The following is a 17717-nucleotide window of genomic DNA, read 5'->3' as shown; positions in this document are numbered from 1 at the left end:
CGTCCTCTTACAAAAACAATGATTATTTAACTCTGATCTTCTTTCCTTTGCGAATATTAGATCCCTTGATGCCGTTCAATTTCTTTAATTTCTTGACGGTTGTATTATTGCGTGCAGCTATTTCGGAAAGCGTATCTCCACTTCTAACGGTGACAGACTTTTTAGTGGAGCGCCGCTGACGGTGCTTTCTGCTCTTGCTACGTTTTGACGAATAGGTTTTACGTGTGGAGTTGATATTCGCTCTACTGCCCGTGAAGGCAGGTATATCTTCATTGACTTTCACCTCAGTGCGCTTGGAAAGTAGCACGTCGGCTTGGTGTGCATAGATGGAATCCTGCTGATCAATAAAGGCATTAATCATCGGAACGGGCAATCTGAGCGTAGAAGGTTTGGTGTAGCCAATGACAATATCACGACGGTACTGTGGATTGAGTGACTTGATGAGTTCTTTGTCCATCTTGAGTACATCGGCAATTTGCTGAAAATGAATGTCTTTGCTCACCACGATAGTATCTGTCTTCGCAGGCAAATCGGTCGTCATTGGACAGATATTGTGCTCGCAATAATAGTTCATTACATAATTGGCAGCAATGAATGCCGGCACATACCCACGCGTTTCGCGCGGCAAATAGGGGTATATCTTCCAATAATCCTTGCTTCCACCTGCTCTGTGAATGGCTTGTGTGAGTTTGTCGGGACCGCAATTGTAAGCGGCAATGACCAAATTCCAATCGCCGAAGATGCGATATAAATCTTTTAGGTAATTGGCAGCAGCGTACGATGACTTGATAGGATCGCAACGCTCATCTAGTAGTGAGTTCACTTCCAGTCCGTAGTTCTTAGCAGTAGCCAACATGAATTGCCACAATCCAGTAGCTCCTACACGTGAAACGGCTAAGGGATTCAATCCCGATTCAATGACAGGAAGATATTTTAATTCTAAAGGTAAGCTATATGTCTCTAAGGCTTGTTCAAAGATAGGCATGTAGAAATTGGAAGCCCCGAGCATGATACTTACCGAATTTCGCAGTTGGTTGGTATATCGATCAATGAACTTTTGGACAACATTGTTGTAAGCCATTTCCATAATCGTAGGAAGGCGGCGTAGGCGTTGTTTGTAAACATCAGGCTCGTAAGTTCTGTTGACATTCGGTAAGTTACAATCAGCGTCTTTCCTTAGATAAGTTTTGGTGTTGTACAAATGAAGCAGACTGTCAATCTCAGACGTCAGTGCCTCAGGAAGGTCAATTGTTTCGTTTTCTCCTTTTTCGTTGGTTACTATGATTTCTGTCTTGTCATCTACTACCTGTGCATGTAGAGAGGTTGAGAAGACAGCAAGCATAGTTGCAATGTATAAACAAGTTTTTTTCATTATTGAAATATTTTCTGTATAAAATAGTTCTGTCCGAACATTAAAATGTAAATCGGCATTGTATACCAAATCCTTCAGGTAGTAGCTGTCGGTGAATGGCATCTTTTTGCATGATGGTGGGTTCGATTCTTAAACTTAAATCATCAGAGATGTCGAATTCGGACAATGATGCATCTACATAGGCATCAATCACAGATAGCGCATAAACCCCAATGATAGAGAAAACACTCAAGTCACGCCATCTTCGGTAGCGGTCTTTGCGCTTGCGGAACAATTCTTTATATCGTTCTATATTTGATTCATTAATTTGGTTACCCAAATGTAGAAACTGTTTGTAGCTTTCTGAATGAGGATCATTATCCATCAGGTCGATATATGCTTGTGAATAATCATGGTACATTTGGTTGTTCCAACGCAAAGCATACATACAACCAACGAATCCACCATATACAATCGGTAATTTCCAGTATTTACGGTTGTATATTTGTCCTGCTCCGGGTAGAACGATAGCCAACCACATCGCCCTTTTTGCGTCTGGACGCCACTTGCTCCAGTCGCGCTGAACCTTTTTACTTACTTTCCCATTGTCCTTGAAAACCAATGTGTCTTGAGGAGAAAGCGCAGCTTCAGCAGGAATGACTTTAGTGTCAACGTCGCCTAAGATAATGCGAGGATCGCTGTCAGGGATGCTGTCATTGGTCGGTACCTGCGCTCTTACGCTGGTAACGGAAAGCAACAGTATGAGCAGACAACAATACTGGATGACGCAGAAAGTATGTTCGGTGGATATTTTCACAATCGACGGTTAATCTTTCAGATGATCAAAGATATTCATCAGTCTTTCTAATTCCGCTGCGTTGGCGAACGGGATGCTTATTTTCCCCTTACCATTGGCAGAACAAGTTAATTGAACTTTGGTATCCAAGAAAGAGGATAAACGCTTTTTCAGCATGTCATATTCTTCTGGCATGCTCTTTTTTGTGTTCATCTTCTTTTTAGCTGTTTGCAAATCCTCTCCATTTTTGAGTTGTTGAGCTAACTCTTCTACTTTCCTCACCGAGTAGGCATTCTTTACCACCTCTTTGAAAAGTTTGATTTGTTGAGAAGGACTGTCTATTGCCAATAAAGCCCTGGCGTGTCCCATGTCTATTTCTTTCTTCTGCAAAGCCATTTGGACTTGTGCAGGAAGTTTGAGCAGACGTAAGTAATTTGTAATGGCAGTGCGACTTTTCCCTACGTGCTTGGACACTTTCTCTTGCGTCATGCCACTCTTTTCCATGAGTTTTTCGTAAGCCAGTGCAATTTCAATGGCATTAAGGTCTTCGCGCTGAATATTCTCAACCAAAGCCATCTCCATGACAGTTTCGTCATCTATCGTTCGAATATACGCAGGTATAGCCTCCAAACCAACTATTTGTGAGGCACGCCAACGACGCTCACCAGCAACGATTTGGTATTTGTCAGTAGCGACTTGGCGTAGGGTGATGGGTTGAATGATACCAATTTCTCGAATACTTGATGCCAATTCTTCCAATGCCTCTTGGTCAAATTCGCGACGAGGCTGATTGGGATTTGCTTCAATTTGTTCTATTGGAATTTCATTAATAGTTGAACTACCTTGCGTCTGGATGTCATCTGTGGAAATGAGTGCATCAAGTCCGCGACCTAAAGCACTACCTTTTCCCGACTGGCTGAATTTCTTGCGTACTGCCATGAATATCTATTGTTTATATGCTGATGTTGAATTATCTTAGTGGAGGTGTCTCTTTGTTATTGCGGAAGCTCCATTTCATTCGTTTGGTGCAATTCGCCTTTTTTGAATGTTAGCCCCTTCTTTATTTTGAATTAAACGTTCTTGCTGATAATTTCCTTCGCCAATGCCAAGTGGTTTTTAGCACCTGAAGACCCTGCATCGTATAAAATGACCGGTAATCCATGACTTGGACTCTCACTGAGTTTTACATTTCGTTGAATCACCGTCTTGAAAACTAATTCTTGGAAGTGGCGTTTCACTTCGTCGTATATTTGGTTAGCTAACCTCAACCGACTATCGTACATGGTGAGTAAGAATCCTTCAATTTCTAATTTGGTATTGAGTTTACTCTTGATAATCTTAATCGTGTTGAGCAACTTGCTAATTCCTTCCAATGCAAAATATTCGCATTGCACAGGAATTATGACCGAATCGGCAGCTGTGAGGGCATTCACGGTGATAAGACCTAATGAGGGACTACAGTCAATTAAGATATAATCGTATTCTTCTCGGATGGGTTCTAAGATTTGTTTGATAATTTTTTCACGATTATCAAGGTTGAGCATCTCTATTTCGGCACCCACTAAATCAATGTGGCTCGGAATGATATCTAAGCCATCAATATCTGTGGTATAGATGGCGTCACGTACATCAGCCTTGTTGATAATGCATTCGTAGATTGAGCAGTCCACCTCTTTGAGGTCTACTCCTAAACCACTGGATGCATTGGCTTGAGGGTCAGCATCGACAATCAATACAGACTTTTCAAGTGTGGCTAATGAAGCTCCTAAGTTGATAGTTGTGGTTGTCTTACCAACCCCTCCTTTTTGATTTGCTAATGCTATAATTTTTCCCATATCTATGAATCCTTCTTAAGACAATATTGATTTGCAAAGTTACATATTTTGGTTGAGAAAGCCACCTTTTAAACCTTTTTTCGTACTTTTGTAGGTAAATCAGTAAAAACCTATTGATTCGGCAATGCTCACGTACTTTCTATGTTAAGAAAACTTACGAAGCTGTTTGCGATGTTTTATAAATGATAAAAAAGATGCTAAACGAAACTCCTCTTATTTTAATTTCTAATGACGACGGTTATCATTCTCCTGGGATTCGTGCTTTGGTAGATATGGTTTCCGACTTGGCAGATGTCATTGTCTGCGCACCAGAGCATGCGCGGTCTGGATTCTCTTGTGCTTTCTCTTCGGTTGAATATCTGCGTTTGAAGCGTAGAAATAATATAGGAACCGTCCCAGTATGGTCTTGTAGCGGTACACCTGTCGACTGCATCAAATTAGCGATGAGTGAGTTGTGCACTGATAGGAAGCCTTCTCTTATTTTAGGCGGCATCAATCATGGAGATAATTCCACGGTGAATACCCATTATTCGGGTACAATGGGCGTGGCTATGGAAGGATGTTTGAAGTACATTCCCTCTATAGCGTTCTCCAGTTGTTATTACAATGAAGATGCGAACATTGAGCCTTTGCGACCTTATGTGGTACAATTAGTAAAAAAAGTGCTTGCCGAAGGGCTGCCAAAGGGTGTTTGCTTGAATGTTAACTTCCCTGCAAAAGAATCTTTTCAAGGCTTAAAGGTGTGCCGTATGACTTATGGGAGATGGGTGGATGAAATCGTCACCGCACATCATCCTCGTGCCTACGATTACTATTGGGTAGTGGGAAGGTATCAAAATGATGAACCTGAAAATGCCGATACCGACCAATGGGCGCTCAATCATGGCTATGTTGCCGTTACACCCATCACCATGGATGTGACTGCTTATGAGTTTTTGTCTAAAATAAAACATTGGGAAGTCGAGTAATCTGTGCCTCTTGTTTGTCTAAAAAGCAGAAGATAGGAGGCGTTCAAATAAAGTGTAGTTTATGCGGTATTATTTAATAGTAGGAGAAGCCAGTGGTGATTTGCATGCTTCGCATTTGATGATGTCTTTAAGAAAAGAAGACCCAGCTGCAGAATTTCGTTTCTTTGGTGGCGATTTGATGCAGCAAGTCGGTGGAACATTAGTAAAACATTATCGTGAAATGGCATTCATGGGCTTTATACCCGTACTGATGAATCTCCCGACAATCTATCGCAACATGAAACAGTGTAAGCAAGATATCTTGACATGGCAGCCAGATGTTGTTATTCTTGTTGATTATGCGAGTTTTAATCTAAAGATTGCACATTATATAAAGACACATACAGACATCCCAATTTTTTACTATATCGCCCCTAAAATATGGGCTTGGAAAGAATACCGCATCAAATCAATCAAGCGAGATGTCAACGAACTTTTCTCTATTCTGCCGTTTGAGGTAACTTTCTTTGAAGGAAAACATCTCTTTCCCATTCATTATGTTGGTAATCCTACAGCAGATGAGGTAAAGCAGTTTAAGGCAAACTATCATGAAGACTTTGCTGCTTTTTGCCAAAAGAATCATCTGAACGATCAAAAACCCATTATTGCCCTTTTGGCAGGTAGTAGGAAACAAGAAATTACAGCGAATCTGCCGACCATGATAAAAGCTGCCCAACGTTATTCAGACTATCAAATCGTAATCGCTGGAGCGCCCGCCATTGAAGAAGATGTATACCGACCTTTATTGGAAAATACCGAAGTGCATTTGGTAAGAAATCAGACTTATCCCTTGTTGGAACATGCTTCTGCTGCATTGGTTACCAGTGGTACAGCAACGCTCGAAACAGCTTTGTTGGGCGTACCACAAGTTGTGTGTTATCAAACTGCTGTTCCCAAGCTCATACGTTTTGCATTTAACCATATTATTAACGTTAAATACATTTCTTTAGTGAATCTCATTGCAAATCAAGAAATTGTTCCTGAATTATTTGCCGATCGCTTTACGCTTTCTCAAATAACTTCAGAACTGGGGAAAATCTTGCCGGGTGGCGAACATCGCCAAGCCATGCTTGAAGGATATCAGACAGTACACATGGCTTTGGGTGATGAAATAGCTTCAGATAATGCAGCTCGGCTGATGGTATCTCTGTTAAGGAAACATCGTGAATCTTAAAAACTTTTGAGCATTATCAACCAATCTCTCTTATTATTTCTATAGAGGGATAGGTGTGTCTTCTAATCATCATGAAGCTATTTTTATATCCGTTTCTGAGAAAGAAGGCTTCTTTTTTCCCCACTATTTATAAGAGAGTGAGGGTGTACAAATAAACCACAGAGGCAGGAATGGCCATAAGGGATGAGTCAAGTCTGTCAAGGATTCCTCCATGTCCTGGCAAGATGTAGCCGCTATCCTTGATGCCCAAGGTGCGCTTTAACAATGATTCTACCAAATCGCCCCAAGTACCAAAGACGACAACAACTAATCCTAATCCGAGCCATTCTATGAGATTAAGTCCAGATAAGTTCTCCCCTTGAGACTCGATATAGTATATAACGGAAGCTACAATCAAAACAAGGATACCGCCTCCGATGCTTCCTTCCCAACTTTTGGCGGGTGATATGCGAGGAAAGAGTTTGTGCTTTCCGAAAAGCGACCCTGTGCAATAGGCACCAGTGTCGTTGGCCCATAAAAAAATAAAAGTGCTCAGTGGCAAAAGATAATAATAGTAGTTCAGTCCATCTGCAGCTTGTCTAAAGGCGATAACGTTAATCGTGGACAACGGTAGGGCAATGTACATTTGTGAAAGCATTGTGTATGCCCAATCGTTGACGCTGTCACTGCTCTTGGTATATAGTCCGCTGATGAAGAGATAAATAATGGTCAACAGATAAGGAACAAAGACTGCATTTGTTTGAATGGCTCCGCTATTCACGCCTGCCACTGCTAAAAAGAAATAAACACCTGCAACAGTGGTGATAAGTCGGTTCACGTTTACGTGTTTATGCTCATTGACTAAGCCTGTAAATTCCCAAGTAGCCAAACCTGTGATGAGTGCAAACACAATTACCATATTAAAGGCCTGTAAAAAGCACGTTACCAAGATGGCTACGTATAGAATACCAGTAATGCTTCTTGTGATGAGATTTTTAAGTTTTGATGTCATGGATGTAAAGAATTTTAGCTTTTCTTCCCCTCCCTCTTGAGGAGGTGGCAGGGGAAGAGGCTGTTGTTAACTCTCTTGTTGGCTCTCTTTCAATGTCCGTTGATGTTCCTCTTCTGCTGCCTTCACTTCGTCTGGCATATCTTCCAGCTTAGGTTCATTGTCTTGCATGATTTCTTGTGAACGGCTAATCCATGGGCGTTTCCCAAATATCTTTTCTACATCTTCGGCAAAAATCACCTCACGAGTTTGCAATAGTTCTGCCAAACGGGCATGACCCTCTTTATGTTCCGTGAGAATTTGCTTAGCACGCGCATATTGGTCGTTAATCATCTTCAAAACTTCGCTGTCAATAATCTTCGCCGTTGTTTCTGAATATGGTTTTTGGAACTGATAATCTTGGTTGTTATAATAGCTGATGTTGGGCAGCACTTCGCTCATTCCAGCGTACGCTATCATGCTATATGAAGTCTTGGTGGCACGCTCCAAATCGTTAAGTGCGCCTGTCGAAATATGTCCTGTACACAGCTCTTCTGCTGCACGTCCACCTAACAGGGCGCACAACTCATCCAACATCTGCTCTTTGGTCGTAATCTGACGCTCTTCAGGAAGATACCATGCTGCGCCCAATGCTCTACCACGGGGGACAATAGAAACTTTGACAAGTGGGTTAGCATGCTCGCAGAACCAAGATACCGTGGCGTGTCCTGCTTCGTGCAAGGCAATGGTACGTTTCTCATTGGCAGTAATTATCTTGGTTTTCTTTTCCAGTCCACCAATAATTCTGTCCACTGCATCCAAGAAATCTTGTTTTCCTACACTTTTCTTGTTATGCCGTGCCGCAATCAGAGCAGCCTCATTACAAACATTCGCAATGTCTGCGCCAGAGAAACCTGGCGTCTGTCTGGAAAGAAAATCGATGTCTAAGTCTGGAGATGTCTTTACCTTTCTCAGGTGAACCAAGAATATTTCTTTTCTTTCAGGCAAGTCGGGGAGGTCAACACTGATTTGTCTATCAAAGCGACCCGCACGCAACAGTGCGCTGTCTAACATGTCTGCACGGTTGGTGGCAGCTAAGATAATCACACCACTATTGGTGCCAAAACCATCCATCTCGGTGAGTAAGGCGTTCAAAGTGTTTTCTCGCTCGTCGTTACCCCCCATGGATGGGTTCTTGCTTCGTGCCCTTCCGACAGCGTCAATCTCGTCGATAAAAATAATCGAGGGAGACTTCTCTTTAGCTTGGCGGAACAAATCGCGCACGCGACTGGCTCCCACGCCCACAAACATCTCTACGAAATCCGAACCGCTCATCGAAAAGAAAGGTACTCCAGCCTCGCCTGCAACAGCCTTGGCAAGAAGAGTTTTACCTGTTCCAGGAGGACCTACCAACAATGCTCCCTTAGGAATTTTTCCGCCTAAGTCAGTATATCTATGAGGATTCTTCAAGAAGTCAACAATTTCTTGTACTTCCTGTTTAGCACCAGCCTGTCCAGCCACGTCCTTAAAGGTAACGCCAATGTCATTACCCTTTTCGTACATCTTTGCTTTACTCTTACCAACATTGAAGACGCCACCGCCTGCACCGCCAGCTCCTCCACCCATTCGGCGCATGAATAGAATCCACAAGACAATCAGGAAGATGGGGAATGAGAGATTCATGAGGATGTTCCAAAACTCGCTACCACTCTCATTTTCATAGCTAAACCTTGTTAGTTTTCCTGCTTGTCGTTCAGCCATCAGGAACTTTTCCAATTCAGAAACAGAGCCGAATTCAACTTCTAAGTAGGGTGAAGTACCTGTTTGCTTAGCTGTAGCCTTGAATATCTCACGGATATATTTAGGCTTAACAAACATCTTCAGCGTACTCTTGTCTTTATTAATCACGACTTTGTCAGCATAACCTTTGGCAACATACTGCTGAAACACTGTATAGTCAGCTTTTTTGCTGGTGTTTGGAGCAGATAATAGATTACCCCCATTGGTCAAAATGAGAATACCCAAGGTAATAGCTACCAATGCATAAATCCAGTTCATATTGAATTTAGGCATCTTGGGTTGATTGTCGTTATTATTATTGTAAGGATTTTTATTGTTGTCCATAATTATTATTTAGCAGTGACAGCAAGTAGACATCAAAATTGATGCCAACTTAATCAATGTTTGGTATTTTGGTCAATTTGGCATCTTCCCATAAATTTTCAAGATCATAGAACGCTCTTGTTTCTGGTAAAAACACATGTACCAGCACATCTGCAAAATCAATAGCAACCCACTGATTGAGACCTAATCCCACGACATTGATGGGTTTCTCCTTCAAATCTTTGTGGACAGTCACGCCTACCGATTCTGAAATCGCTTCTACTTGTGCAGGAGAGTTACCTTGGCAAATTACAAAATAGTTGGCAATAGCTCCATCGATGTCACTCAGGTCTGCAATAATGATATCTTGTCCTTTTTTCTCTTGAATTCCTTTGGTAATAGTTTTAACCAATTGGTTTGATGATTTCATTCAGTTATATCAAGTATAATTTATCTGTAATAATATTCCACAAAGTTAATGGTAAATAACCGAAAAAGGTAGAAAATAAGGATTAAATTTATTTTTTTAAGAAAAAACTGTCTTTTCTTATGGTCATCTCAAAAATAAATAGTAATTTTGCAGCGCAATTTAGTAATTGTAATTTCAATATTGGGATATGGTGTAATGGTAACACTACAGATTCTGGTCCTGTCATTCTTGGTTCGAGTCCGAGTATCCCAACTATTATAAAGGTGTTTTCTTCTCGTAGAAAGCACTTTTTTGATTTTCTAAAGACAGCATTCTCACTATCTTCATCCACAAAATGTGTTCAAGGACGGTTGCTTTTCATTTTTTTAAGTGTATAATTTTGCGATGCTTCAAATTTTTTCATAGATTTGTAAATCATCAAAAGATTGACTCGGGTGAGAAAAATATGTTATCAAATACCTTGTTTGTTATTGGCTTTCCTGTGGATGAGTTGTCATGGGCGAGCACAAATAGCTACAGTAAAAGAATCAAATATGAAGGAACAAGCTGAATTGTACCTAGCGGGTGGTTGCTTCTGGGGTACAGAACACTTTCTAAAACAAATCAATGGAGTTCTCCACACCGAAGTGGGATATGCGAATGGACGCGGACAAAATCCCTCTTATGAGGAGGTTTGTACGGACCGGACGGGTTTTGCAGAAACGGTACATGTCGTTTATAACCCTCAAATACTGCCCATTTCTTTGCTTCTACATTTGTATTTTAGAACGATAGATCCTACCTCTTTAAATAAACAAGGTGTGGATGTCGGTACACAGTATCGCACAGGTATTTATTATACCGATGCACATGATTTTCCTTTGATACAAGCCGAGATGGCAAAACTCGGTACGCAATACACGAAGAAGCTACAGATTGAGGTGCTGCCACTTAGAAATTTCTATGCTGCAGAAGACTACCATCAGGATTATTTAGACAAGAACCCGAGTGGATACTGCCATGTTCCGCAAGCTTTGATGGCGTATGCACGTGTTGCCAACAAGGATACAACAGAATCTTCACGCTATGTGAAGAAAACGGATGCTGAACTAAAGCGGTTGTTGACACCTCTGCAATACGAAGTTACTCAGCATGCTGCCACCGAACGTCCTTATGACAATGCGTACAATGATGAGTTTAGACCAGGCATCTATGTGGACATCACCACTGGCGAACCGCTGTTTTTGAGTACTGATAAGTTTGAATCGGGCTGTGGCTGGCCTGCATTCAGCAAACCTATTGACTCGCATTTCTTGGAAGAAAAGCAAGATTCGTCTCACGGTATGCAACGCACCGAAGTACGAAGTGCCAAAGGTCAAGCACATTTGGGACATGTTTTTAACGATGGACCTAAAGACAGAGGTGGGTTGAGATATTGTATAAACAGTGTTTCTTTGCGCTTTATTCCCCAAGAAGAAATGAAAGCACAAGGATATGAAAAATACCTAATTTTGCTGGAGCATTAGAATAAGATATTTTAGATATCGTTTGAGCAGCGATAGGGTATTTTCTCTAAAAAAAAGAAATAAAACTAATAGATATGAGTTTACAAGATATTTTGAATCATAGGCGTGCTGTAAGGCATTACGATCCGACAAAACCGTTGGATAATGAGCGTGTAAAACATTGTTTAGAATTAGCTACATTGGCTCCTACCAGTTCGAACATGCAACTGTGGGAGTGCTATCATGTCACAGATCCTGCGGTACTTAAAAAGTTGGCACATGCACAGTTGGACCAACAAACAGCAACAACCGCCCAACAAATGGTTGTTTTTGTTACGCGAAGAGATAAGCATCGGGCGCATGCCAAGGCTGTAAAAGCTTTTGAAATTGAGAATGTGAGGCGGAACAGTCCTGCAGAGAAACACGAAAAGCGCATCAAGAAATGGAAGTTGTATTACGATTTTGTGATGCCTTTGTTCTACACACGTTGTTTTGGCTTGCTTGGCTTAGTGCGTAAACTCTTGGCACAAGTCATCGGTTTGTTTCATCCTATCGTGAAACAGGTGACCGAAGCAGATACACGAATAACCGTTCATAAAAGTTGTGCCCTTGCAGTACAGACGTTTATGTTGGCTATGAGTGAAGAGGGATATGACACCTGTCCAGTGGAAGGCTTTGACAGTTGGTTGGTCAAGAAGGCATTAGGCTTGCCTTATTGTTCAGAGATTAACATAATTATCACCTGCGGCATCCGCCTACCCGATGGTGTTTGGAGCGATCGCTATCGCTTGCCGTTTGAGGAAATGTATCATCATGTGTAAATAGTTTCATGTTTGCATGTCTTGCAAGTCCTTGACTTGATGATGAGACTTTCATGGAGTTGGGTCGATTTGTCACCACAAACGGACAGCTTGATTGCGCTTTACGCAATGTAGTTGTAGCGAAGAATTTTAATTTCTGTAACAGTACCCAAGATAAATGAGACGAATGAAGAAGATAAATACAAAAATCCCAGCAGCATCGAACTGTTGGGATTTTTAGATATCATTGTTTGCTAATCGCCTAACCTTTTAACTTCTCTCGTTATAAAGGTTATTCTGTTTTCTTATTTTCTGCATCGATAGCCTTGATTTTGGCGCGAATCATCTCGCAATCTTCTTTCAATTTTTCTACTTTCCGATTCATTTCGTCCAGCAGACTCGAGCCTTTTTTGCTTGAAGCATTGAGGAACCCCAAATTTGTCTCATAAGTAGTGATGTCTGATTTGAGTTGTTCGTATCGATACATCAACCGTCCGCGTTCATTGTCCAGCGCATTGTCGCCTCGTTTTGCTACGTTTTTAAGGTTGTTCTTGAAATTATCAAGATGACGGCGTGCATTAGAAATGTGTAAATCGCTATACAGTTTGTCTAAAATGTCGTGGAATTCTTTGTACACGCTGTCTTTCTCTTTATACGGAACATGCCCTATCTGGTTGAACTCGTCAACTAAGGCTTGAACCTTTTCCTGAAGTTCTTCACCCACTTCTTCGCTCATTTCTTGGAGCTTTTTGATAATGTCTCGCTTCTTGTCCAAGTTTTCTCGTTCCTCGTTGTGCGCTCCTGCATTCGCCTGGTTGCGTGCTTCAAAGAACGTGTTGCAAGCGGTGTTGAACTCATTCCACAGTTGATCTCCGCGTTTTCTGGGCACCATACCGATAGTCTTCCATTCCTTTTGCAGCGCAATGAGTTTGTCACTTGTCGACTTCCAATCCGTGCTATTTGACAAAGCTTTTGCCTTTTCAACCAATGCTTGTTTCTTTTCAGCGTTTTCCGCAAAGCGTTCTTTCATCTCTTTGAAGAAAGTAGCTTTGTTCGTGAAGAACTGATCGCAAGCTGTTCGGAACCTTTCAAAGATTTTGACATTCATCTTTTGTGGGGCAAACCCTATGGTTTTCCATTCTGCTTGAAGGTCTATTACCTCTTGTGTACGCTCTTCCCAGTCCTTCGCCTTTGTATTTTCTTGCGCTACAATTTCCTCTGCTTTTTCACAGAGTGCTATCTTTTTTTCTAAATTCTCATTTTCTTTTGCCCGCAATTCTTCGAAATGCTGCTGATGACGCTTGTTGACGACAGTAGAAGCAGCTTTGAAGCGGTTCCATATCTCATCGCGCAATTCTTTGGAGACGGGACCTATTTCACGGTACTGTTGATGTAATTCTTGCAATTGGTGGAAAGCACTTACGACATCTTCCTCATTAGCAAGATTTTCAGCAGCTTCACACAGCTTTGTTTTCAGCTCCAAATTTTTCTTGAAGTCGTATTCTCGTGCCTCTCTGTTCAGGTTTAACAAGTCATAGAATTGCTCCACATACAACTGGTAATTGCGCCATAGCTCATTGGCTTTGTCGGCAGGTACCGACTTTATCTCTTTCCATTGCTGTTGAAGTTCCTTAAAATCATGGAAAGATTTGTTCGCCTGATCGGGCGATGTTGCCATGCCTTTGATTTGCTCAATAATAGCTTCTTTCTTCTTTAAGTTTTCTTGCTTTTCTTCTTCTTGTTGCTGGAAAATCTTTGCACGCTTTTCCTTAATGACTCCCATTTGTGTCTTGAATGTTTCTTCCAAGCTGTCAGGTACTATTTGATAGGACTCAGGGTCCCCGCCTTTGTCAAGATATTCCTTTTGTTGGGCTTCTCGTTCAGCGATATGAAACTTATAGAACATCGTTTTAAGATGGTCTAACTCTTTCTTTACAGGGTATTCATCGCTCGATACTATCTCTTTGAGACGGTCTAAAATCTCTTGCTTATTTTGGTAAACGCGCGCGGCTTGCTCTGCATTATCAGCGTCCTCTTCCTCTTTGAGTGTATGTTCAGACGTTTCTGGTGTTTCTTCTTGAGTTGCTTCAGTTTCAACTTCTTCGTTTGAGGCACAGGCATTCTCTACTTGCGCTTTTGCTACTTCCGAAGCAGCCTTATCACTCGGCGTTTCTTCCTTGACCATTTCAGCCTCAGAAGAGGTTGCTTGCTCGGCATTGACAACTTGTTTTTCGCTTTCTAAATTACCCTGATTGAGGGTGTTTTCTTGAGAGTCCATCAATTCACTGTTTTAAGTTTATGATATGGTATTTCAGTGTTAGGCATCAATCAAATAGCTTATCACGATGCCATTGCAATTATCTATTATAATATTCTTGTTAGTTTATAGGGCTGAACAATGTTGCAAACTTAAATAAAAATACGCTAACTTCCTAAAGAAACGTAGAATTTTTGCTGTTTTTGGGGTTATATAAAGCGTTTATAGCGCATAATAGCCCAAGAAAGGACTGCCACTAATATTGAAATTCCGATAGCAACGATAAATCCGTACTTATAAGTTTCCATTCCATTGATGACGTTCATTCCATACAGTGAGGCCACTAACGTGGTAGACATCATGAGAATAGATACTGAGGTGAGCGTTTTCATCACGGTATTCATATTATTATTAATGATGCTCGAATAAGTATCCATCGTCGATTCCAAGATGTTTGCGTAAATACTCGTTGTCTCTCGAGCCTGCGTCATCTCAATATTGACGTCTTCAATGAGGTCAACATCAAGTTCGTCCACTTGTAGTTTGAACTTCAATTTTGCCAATAAGTTCTCATTTCCACGTATCGAAGTGATAAAATAAGTCAGAGAGTCTTGCAGTCTACTAAGTCCTATCAGGCTCTCGTTGTTTACTTCGTGATCGAGATTGTGTTTGGCTTTCTCTATCAACGTGCTAATCTGCTTCAATCGTTTTAGGTACCATACAGCACTTGACAAGAACAATCGGAAAATCATGTCAACATAATCGGTGAAACCAGAATTGCGTTTTTGTTGATAACTCACAAAATCTATCATCATATTGGTTTCGTAATAGCAAACGGTAATGGTGACATCACGTTTATGAATGATACCCAACGGGACTGTCGTATAGGGTGTCCGCGATCTTATTTCCTTCACATAAGGAATACGAAGAATAATGAGCATCCAGCCATCGTCATATTCATAGCGGGCACGCTCATCCGTATCACTGATATCTTGGAAGAAATAATCTGGGACTTTGAAGTGCTCAACTAACTCCTGTTGGTCTTCTTCTGTAGGACAAGTTACTTGAATCCAGCAATTTGGCTGCCATTCTTCAATGGGACGTAATATATCGTTTGTATTCCAATAGGTTCTCATGATGACTAATCTCCATTATTAATGTTGCTGAAGATTAGTCTTTTTTAGGCCTATTCTTCAACGTTCCGTTTACATTTTTCCGAATGATAATCGTCCATATATGTTTTTTAATTATTCGCTATTGTATAACTAAACGAGGTGCTGTGATTCCTATTTCGTTCAAGACATCTTTGGAATGTTTTGTTATACACTTGCAAAGGTAACGAAAAAATATGATATTGACCCGTCTAAAAGCAAATTTATTTATCTTCTTTCTGACAGAAAAAGCATTTCGACACTGTTGGAGTGTGAGGCGCATAGACAGAAATCGCACAAAAGAAGGTGTGTTTGTTTTAGTTCTAAGGACAGCGAAAGTGAAATAATTCGCATTCAGGTGTCTGAGTTTCATCAATTATCACTATCTTTGAAGTCTAACAATAAAGATAAATCTATGAACATGAACAAATTAAAAGGATTGCTAATTATGATGATGGGTAGTATTTTTGGAGGATGTATTCAGCCGGATGGAATCCATACGATGAATGCAAATGCGTTTGAAAAAGCCATTCAGGCACCTGATGTCCAATTGATTGACGTCCGAACTGCTGATGAGTTTGCGGCTGGAAAAATAGGCAATGCTGCCAATATAGATGTTCAGCAGCCCGATTTTCTTCGTCAGGTACAGGCAAAGTTCTCAACGGAAAAGCCTGTATTCGTATATTGTCGTTCGGGAAAGCGTAGCCTGAATGCTGCACGTAAGTTGCAAAAGGCTGGTTTCACTGTCAACAATTTGAAGGGTGGTATCTTGGAATGGGAGCAAGCTGGCAAACCAATAAAGTCTTCGGACACAAAACTATAGAACGTTTGATAATGTAGATTTTGCGGTTAGCGACTTCTTCTCTATATAATAGGTGAGTGATTCACGAATAATAAAATTTAGTTATTTTATGTAAAAATTCTAACATAAGTAAAAAAGTTTTATTATCTTTGTAAGAGAAGAGAGGGTACTTATGGTTGTCGTTTATAGACAGTGGAGGTGATTTTTTTATTATTGCATTCCATAATGAGTCTTTTCTTTCGACTAACTTTCATCCCTGTAAATGGATGTTCTGTTTTTTGAACGGCTTAATTTATTAATAACTTAAAAAATAGGAATTATGTTTGGACTTATTGGATCAATTATCATTGGATGTTTAGCAGGTTTTATTGCAGGTAAAATCATGCGTGGTGGAGGCTTCGGCTTTTTATGGAATTTGATTTTAGGTATCATTGGCGGTGTTGTCGGTGGTTGGACATTGAGTTTGTTCAACATCTCTTGGGGCGGAACTATTGGCTCTTTGGGAACCGCAGTGGTAGGTGCAGTGTTGTTACTTTGGATAGCTTCTCTTTTCAAGAAGTCATAATACATGCTTATAACCACAACTCCAACGATTGAAGGAAGTAAGATTCTTTCCTATAAAGGTGTTGTTACGGGTGAAACCATTATTGGTGCAAATGTCTTCAAGGATTTTCTTGCTGGAATACGTGATTTTATTGGCGGGCGCAGCAATGCGTACGAAAAAGTATTGAGACAGGCAAAAGAAACCTCCATGCAAGAGATGCAAGACCGTGCAGCCGAACTTGGAGCTAACGCTATTGTAGGGATAGATATTGATTACGAAACCATTGGCGAAGGTAATAGTATGTTAATGGTAGCTGTTAGTGGCACGGCTGTTGTCATATAGCACGGTTATATGGAAGTGATTGCTTTTCAATCGGAAATTGGGTAAGAGGTAAATGTTACTCGTAAAAGGCATTTCCCCCTACTTTCACATTTACTGACCTCCCACATCACCGTACGTGCCCTTCGGCATACGGCAGTTCGTACTTTTACGCCTCACAGTGTGTGACAAGTTGTTTTCGGCCATCCCTTAGAGATATGTCACTTCTAATCTGTTGTCGGATTCCATCCTGTTGTGTGAATAGAGAGTTCCTTTTTGGACTAATTCCCGCTATTAGAACTTACTCGGGACTTGTACCCGTTAGATAATACTCATGTCGAGCGTACCAAATAAGGCTGAATTTCGAATGAGGAATTCAGCCTTCATGGTGAAATGTAATAAATCTTTCTGTGGGTACCCGTCATCAATCAAAAAGTCAGGCTCAGTAGAAATTTCCTGGGGAATAATTTGTTATTTATCTTAATAATTCCGACCTTCGCATTATGGAAGAAAAAATGTTACGCACCTTGGCAACTCTTGTTTTGCCTTCTCAAATATTAGATTATTTTACTATCGTTTCTGTCTGCGAGGTTGGACCTGAGTTTCATATTAGTCTTGACGAACGTATGGACAAGACTTTGTCAGGTAATGCCACCTTCGAGTCCAAGGGGTTCATGGAAGCAGTTAATATAACCGAC

16 protein-coding genes, 1 tRNA gene and 1 pseudogene are annotated in these 17717 nt (G+C 40.9%); 9 read left to right on the top strand and 9 right to left on the bottom strand.

Annotated features, from left to right (window positions below; all coding sequences use genetic code 11):
- Positions 1-22: 22 nt before the first annotated feature.
- The 4 genes from BN35_RS10110 to BN35_RS10095 form a co-directional block, all read right to left on the bottom strand.
- A complete protein-coding gene (locus BN35_RS10110) occupies positions 23-1372 on the bottom strand; it encodes a lytic transglycosylase domain-containing protein (RefSeq protein WP_025071510.1) in 1350 nt (449 codons plus the stop codon).
- A gap of 40 nt (positions 1373-1412) precedes the next feature.
- Positions 1413-2108, bottom strand: a complete 696-nt coding sequence (locus BN35_RS10105; protein WP_025071511.1) for a DUF5683 domain-containing protein — start codon at positions 2106-2108, stop codon at positions 1413-1415.
- A 69-nt stretch (positions 2109-2177) separates the two neighbouring features.
- On the bottom strand, positions 2178-3086 hold the full coding sequence (locus tag BN35_RS10100; protein ID WP_008124520.1) for a ParB/RepB/Spo0J family partition protein: 909 nt from the start codon (positions 3084-3086) through the stop codon (positions 2178-2180).
- 131 nt (positions 3087-3217) lie between these two features.
- Positions 3218-3982 (bottom strand): ParA family protein, encoded by a 765-nt coding sequence (locus BN35_RS10095; protein ID WP_025071512.1) that lies wholly within the window; start codon positions 3980-3982, stop codon positions 3218-3220.
- A gap of 194 nt (positions 3983-4176) precedes the next feature.
- Here BN35_RS10095 and surE point away from each other — a divergent pair, with 194 nt between their 5' ends.
- The gene (surE, locus tag BN35_RS10090) at positions 4177-4950 is read left to right on the top strand and encodes a 5'/3'-nucleotidase SurE (protein WP_025071513.1); all 774 of its coding nucleotides are present in this window, start codon (positions 4177-4179) and stop codon (positions 4948-4950) included.
- A 61-nt stretch (positions 4951-5011) separates the two neighbouring features.
- Positions 5012-6163: a lipid-A-disaccharide synthase gene (gene lpxB / locus BN35_RS10085; protein WP_025071514.1), complete on the top strand. Its 1152-nt coding sequence runs from the start codon at positions 5012-5014 to the stop codon at positions 6161-6163.
- 127 nt (positions 6164-6290) lie between these two features.
- Here the strand turns inward: lpxB and BN35_RS10080 are convergent, their stop codons facing one another.
- The 3 genes from BN35_RS10080 to rsfS all read right to left on the bottom strand — a co-directional run bounded on the left by BN35_RS10080 (position 6291) and on the right by rsfS (position 9663).
- Positions 6291-7154, bottom strand: coding sequence for a phosphatidate cytidylyltransferase (locus BN35_RS10080; RefSeq protein ID WP_025071515.1), 864 nt, complete (start codon positions 7152-7154; stop codon positions 6291-6293).
- Between the two features lie 66 nt (positions 7155-7220).
- On the bottom strand, positions 7221-9254 hold the full coding sequence (gene ftsH / locus BN35_RS10075; protein ID WP_025071516.1) for an ATP-dependent zinc metalloprotease FtsH: 2034 nt from the start codon (positions 9252-9254) through the stop codon (positions 7221-7223).
- A 49-nt stretch (positions 9255-9303) separates the two neighbouring features.
- Entirely contained in the window at positions 9304-9663 is a 360-nt protein-coding gene (rsfS, locus tag BN35_RS10070; RefSeq protein WP_008124488.1) for a ribosome silencing factor, read from the bottom strand.
- 181 nt (positions 9664-9844) lie between these two features.
- Here rsfS and BN35_RS10065 point away from each other — a divergent pair.
- The 3 genes from BN35_RS10065 (at position 9845) to BN35_RS10055 (ending at position 11968) form a co-directional block, all read left to right on the top strand.
- Positions 9845-9915, top strand: a tRNA-Gln gene (locus BN35_RS10065).
- A gap of 233 nt (positions 9916-10148) precedes the next feature.
- On the top strand, positions 10149-11168 hold the full coding sequence (gene msrB, locus BN35_RS10060) for a peptide-methionine (R)-S-oxide reductase MsrB (protein WP_234396626.1): 1020 nt from the start codon (positions 10149-10151) through the stop codon (positions 11166-11168).
- 74 nt (positions 11169-11242) lie between these two features.
- Complete coding sequence (locus tag BN35_RS10055; RefSeq protein WP_025071518.1) at positions 11243-11968, top strand: nitroreductase family protein; 726 nt, start codon at positions 11243-11245, stop codon at positions 11966-11968.
- 271 nt (positions 11969-12239) lie between these two features.
- Here BN35_RS10055 and BN35_RS10050 read toward each other — a convergent pair whose 3' ends face one another.
- The gene (locus BN35_RS10050; protein ID WP_025071519.1) at positions 12240-14225 is read right to left on the bottom strand and encodes a DUF349 domain-containing protein; all 1986 of its coding nucleotides are present in this window, start codon (positions 14223-14225) and stop codon (positions 12240-12242) included.
- A gap of 188 nt (positions 14226-14413) precedes the next feature.
- Entirely contained in the window at positions 14414-15340 is a 927-nt protein-coding gene (locus tag BN35_RS10045; protein ID WP_008124497.1) for a magnesium transporter CorA family protein, read from the bottom strand.
- A gap of 436 nt (positions 15341-15776) precedes the next feature.
- On the opposite strand from BN35_RS10045, the gene BN35_RS10040 reads away from it, so the two are divergent.
- The 4 genes and pseudogenes from BN35_RS10040 to BN35_RS13955 all read left to right on the top strand — a co-directional run.
- Positions 15777-16178 carry a rhodanese-like domain-containing protein gene (locus BN35_RS10040; protein WP_025071521.1) on the top strand — a complete coding sequence of 134 codons (402 nt, stop codon included), beginning with the start codon at positions 15777-15779 and terminating at the stop codon, positions 16176-16178.
- A 298-nt stretch (positions 16179-16476) separates the two neighbouring features.
- Positions 16477-16722 (top strand): GlsB/YeaQ/YmgE family stress response membrane protein, encoded by a 246-nt coding sequence (locus BN35_RS10035; RefSeq protein ID WP_025071522.1) that lies wholly within the window; start codon positions 16477-16479, stop codon positions 16720-16722.
- A 3-nt stretch (positions 16723-16725) separates the two neighbouring features.
- Positions 16726-17043, top strand: a complete 318-nt coding sequence (locus BN35_RS10030) for a heavy metal-binding domain-containing protein (RefSeq protein ID WP_025071523.1) — start codon at positions 16726-16728, stop codon at positions 17041-17043.
- A 479-nt stretch (positions 17044-17522) separates the two neighbouring features.
- Positions 17523-17717, top strand: a pseudogene (locus BN35_RS13955) (ISAon1 family transposase N-terminal region protein); the annotation flags it as partial.

Origin of the sequence: Hoylesella timonensis 4401737 = DSM 22865 = JCM 15640 (assembly GCF_000455445.1) — a bacterium.
In the GTDB taxonomy this organism is placed as follows: Bacteria; Bacteroidota; Bacteroidia; order Bacteroidales; family Bacteroidaceae; genus Prevotella; species Prevotella timonensis.
Note: the sequence above shows the minus strand (reverse complement) of the source record. Positions and strands in the feature narration are given on the sequence as shown.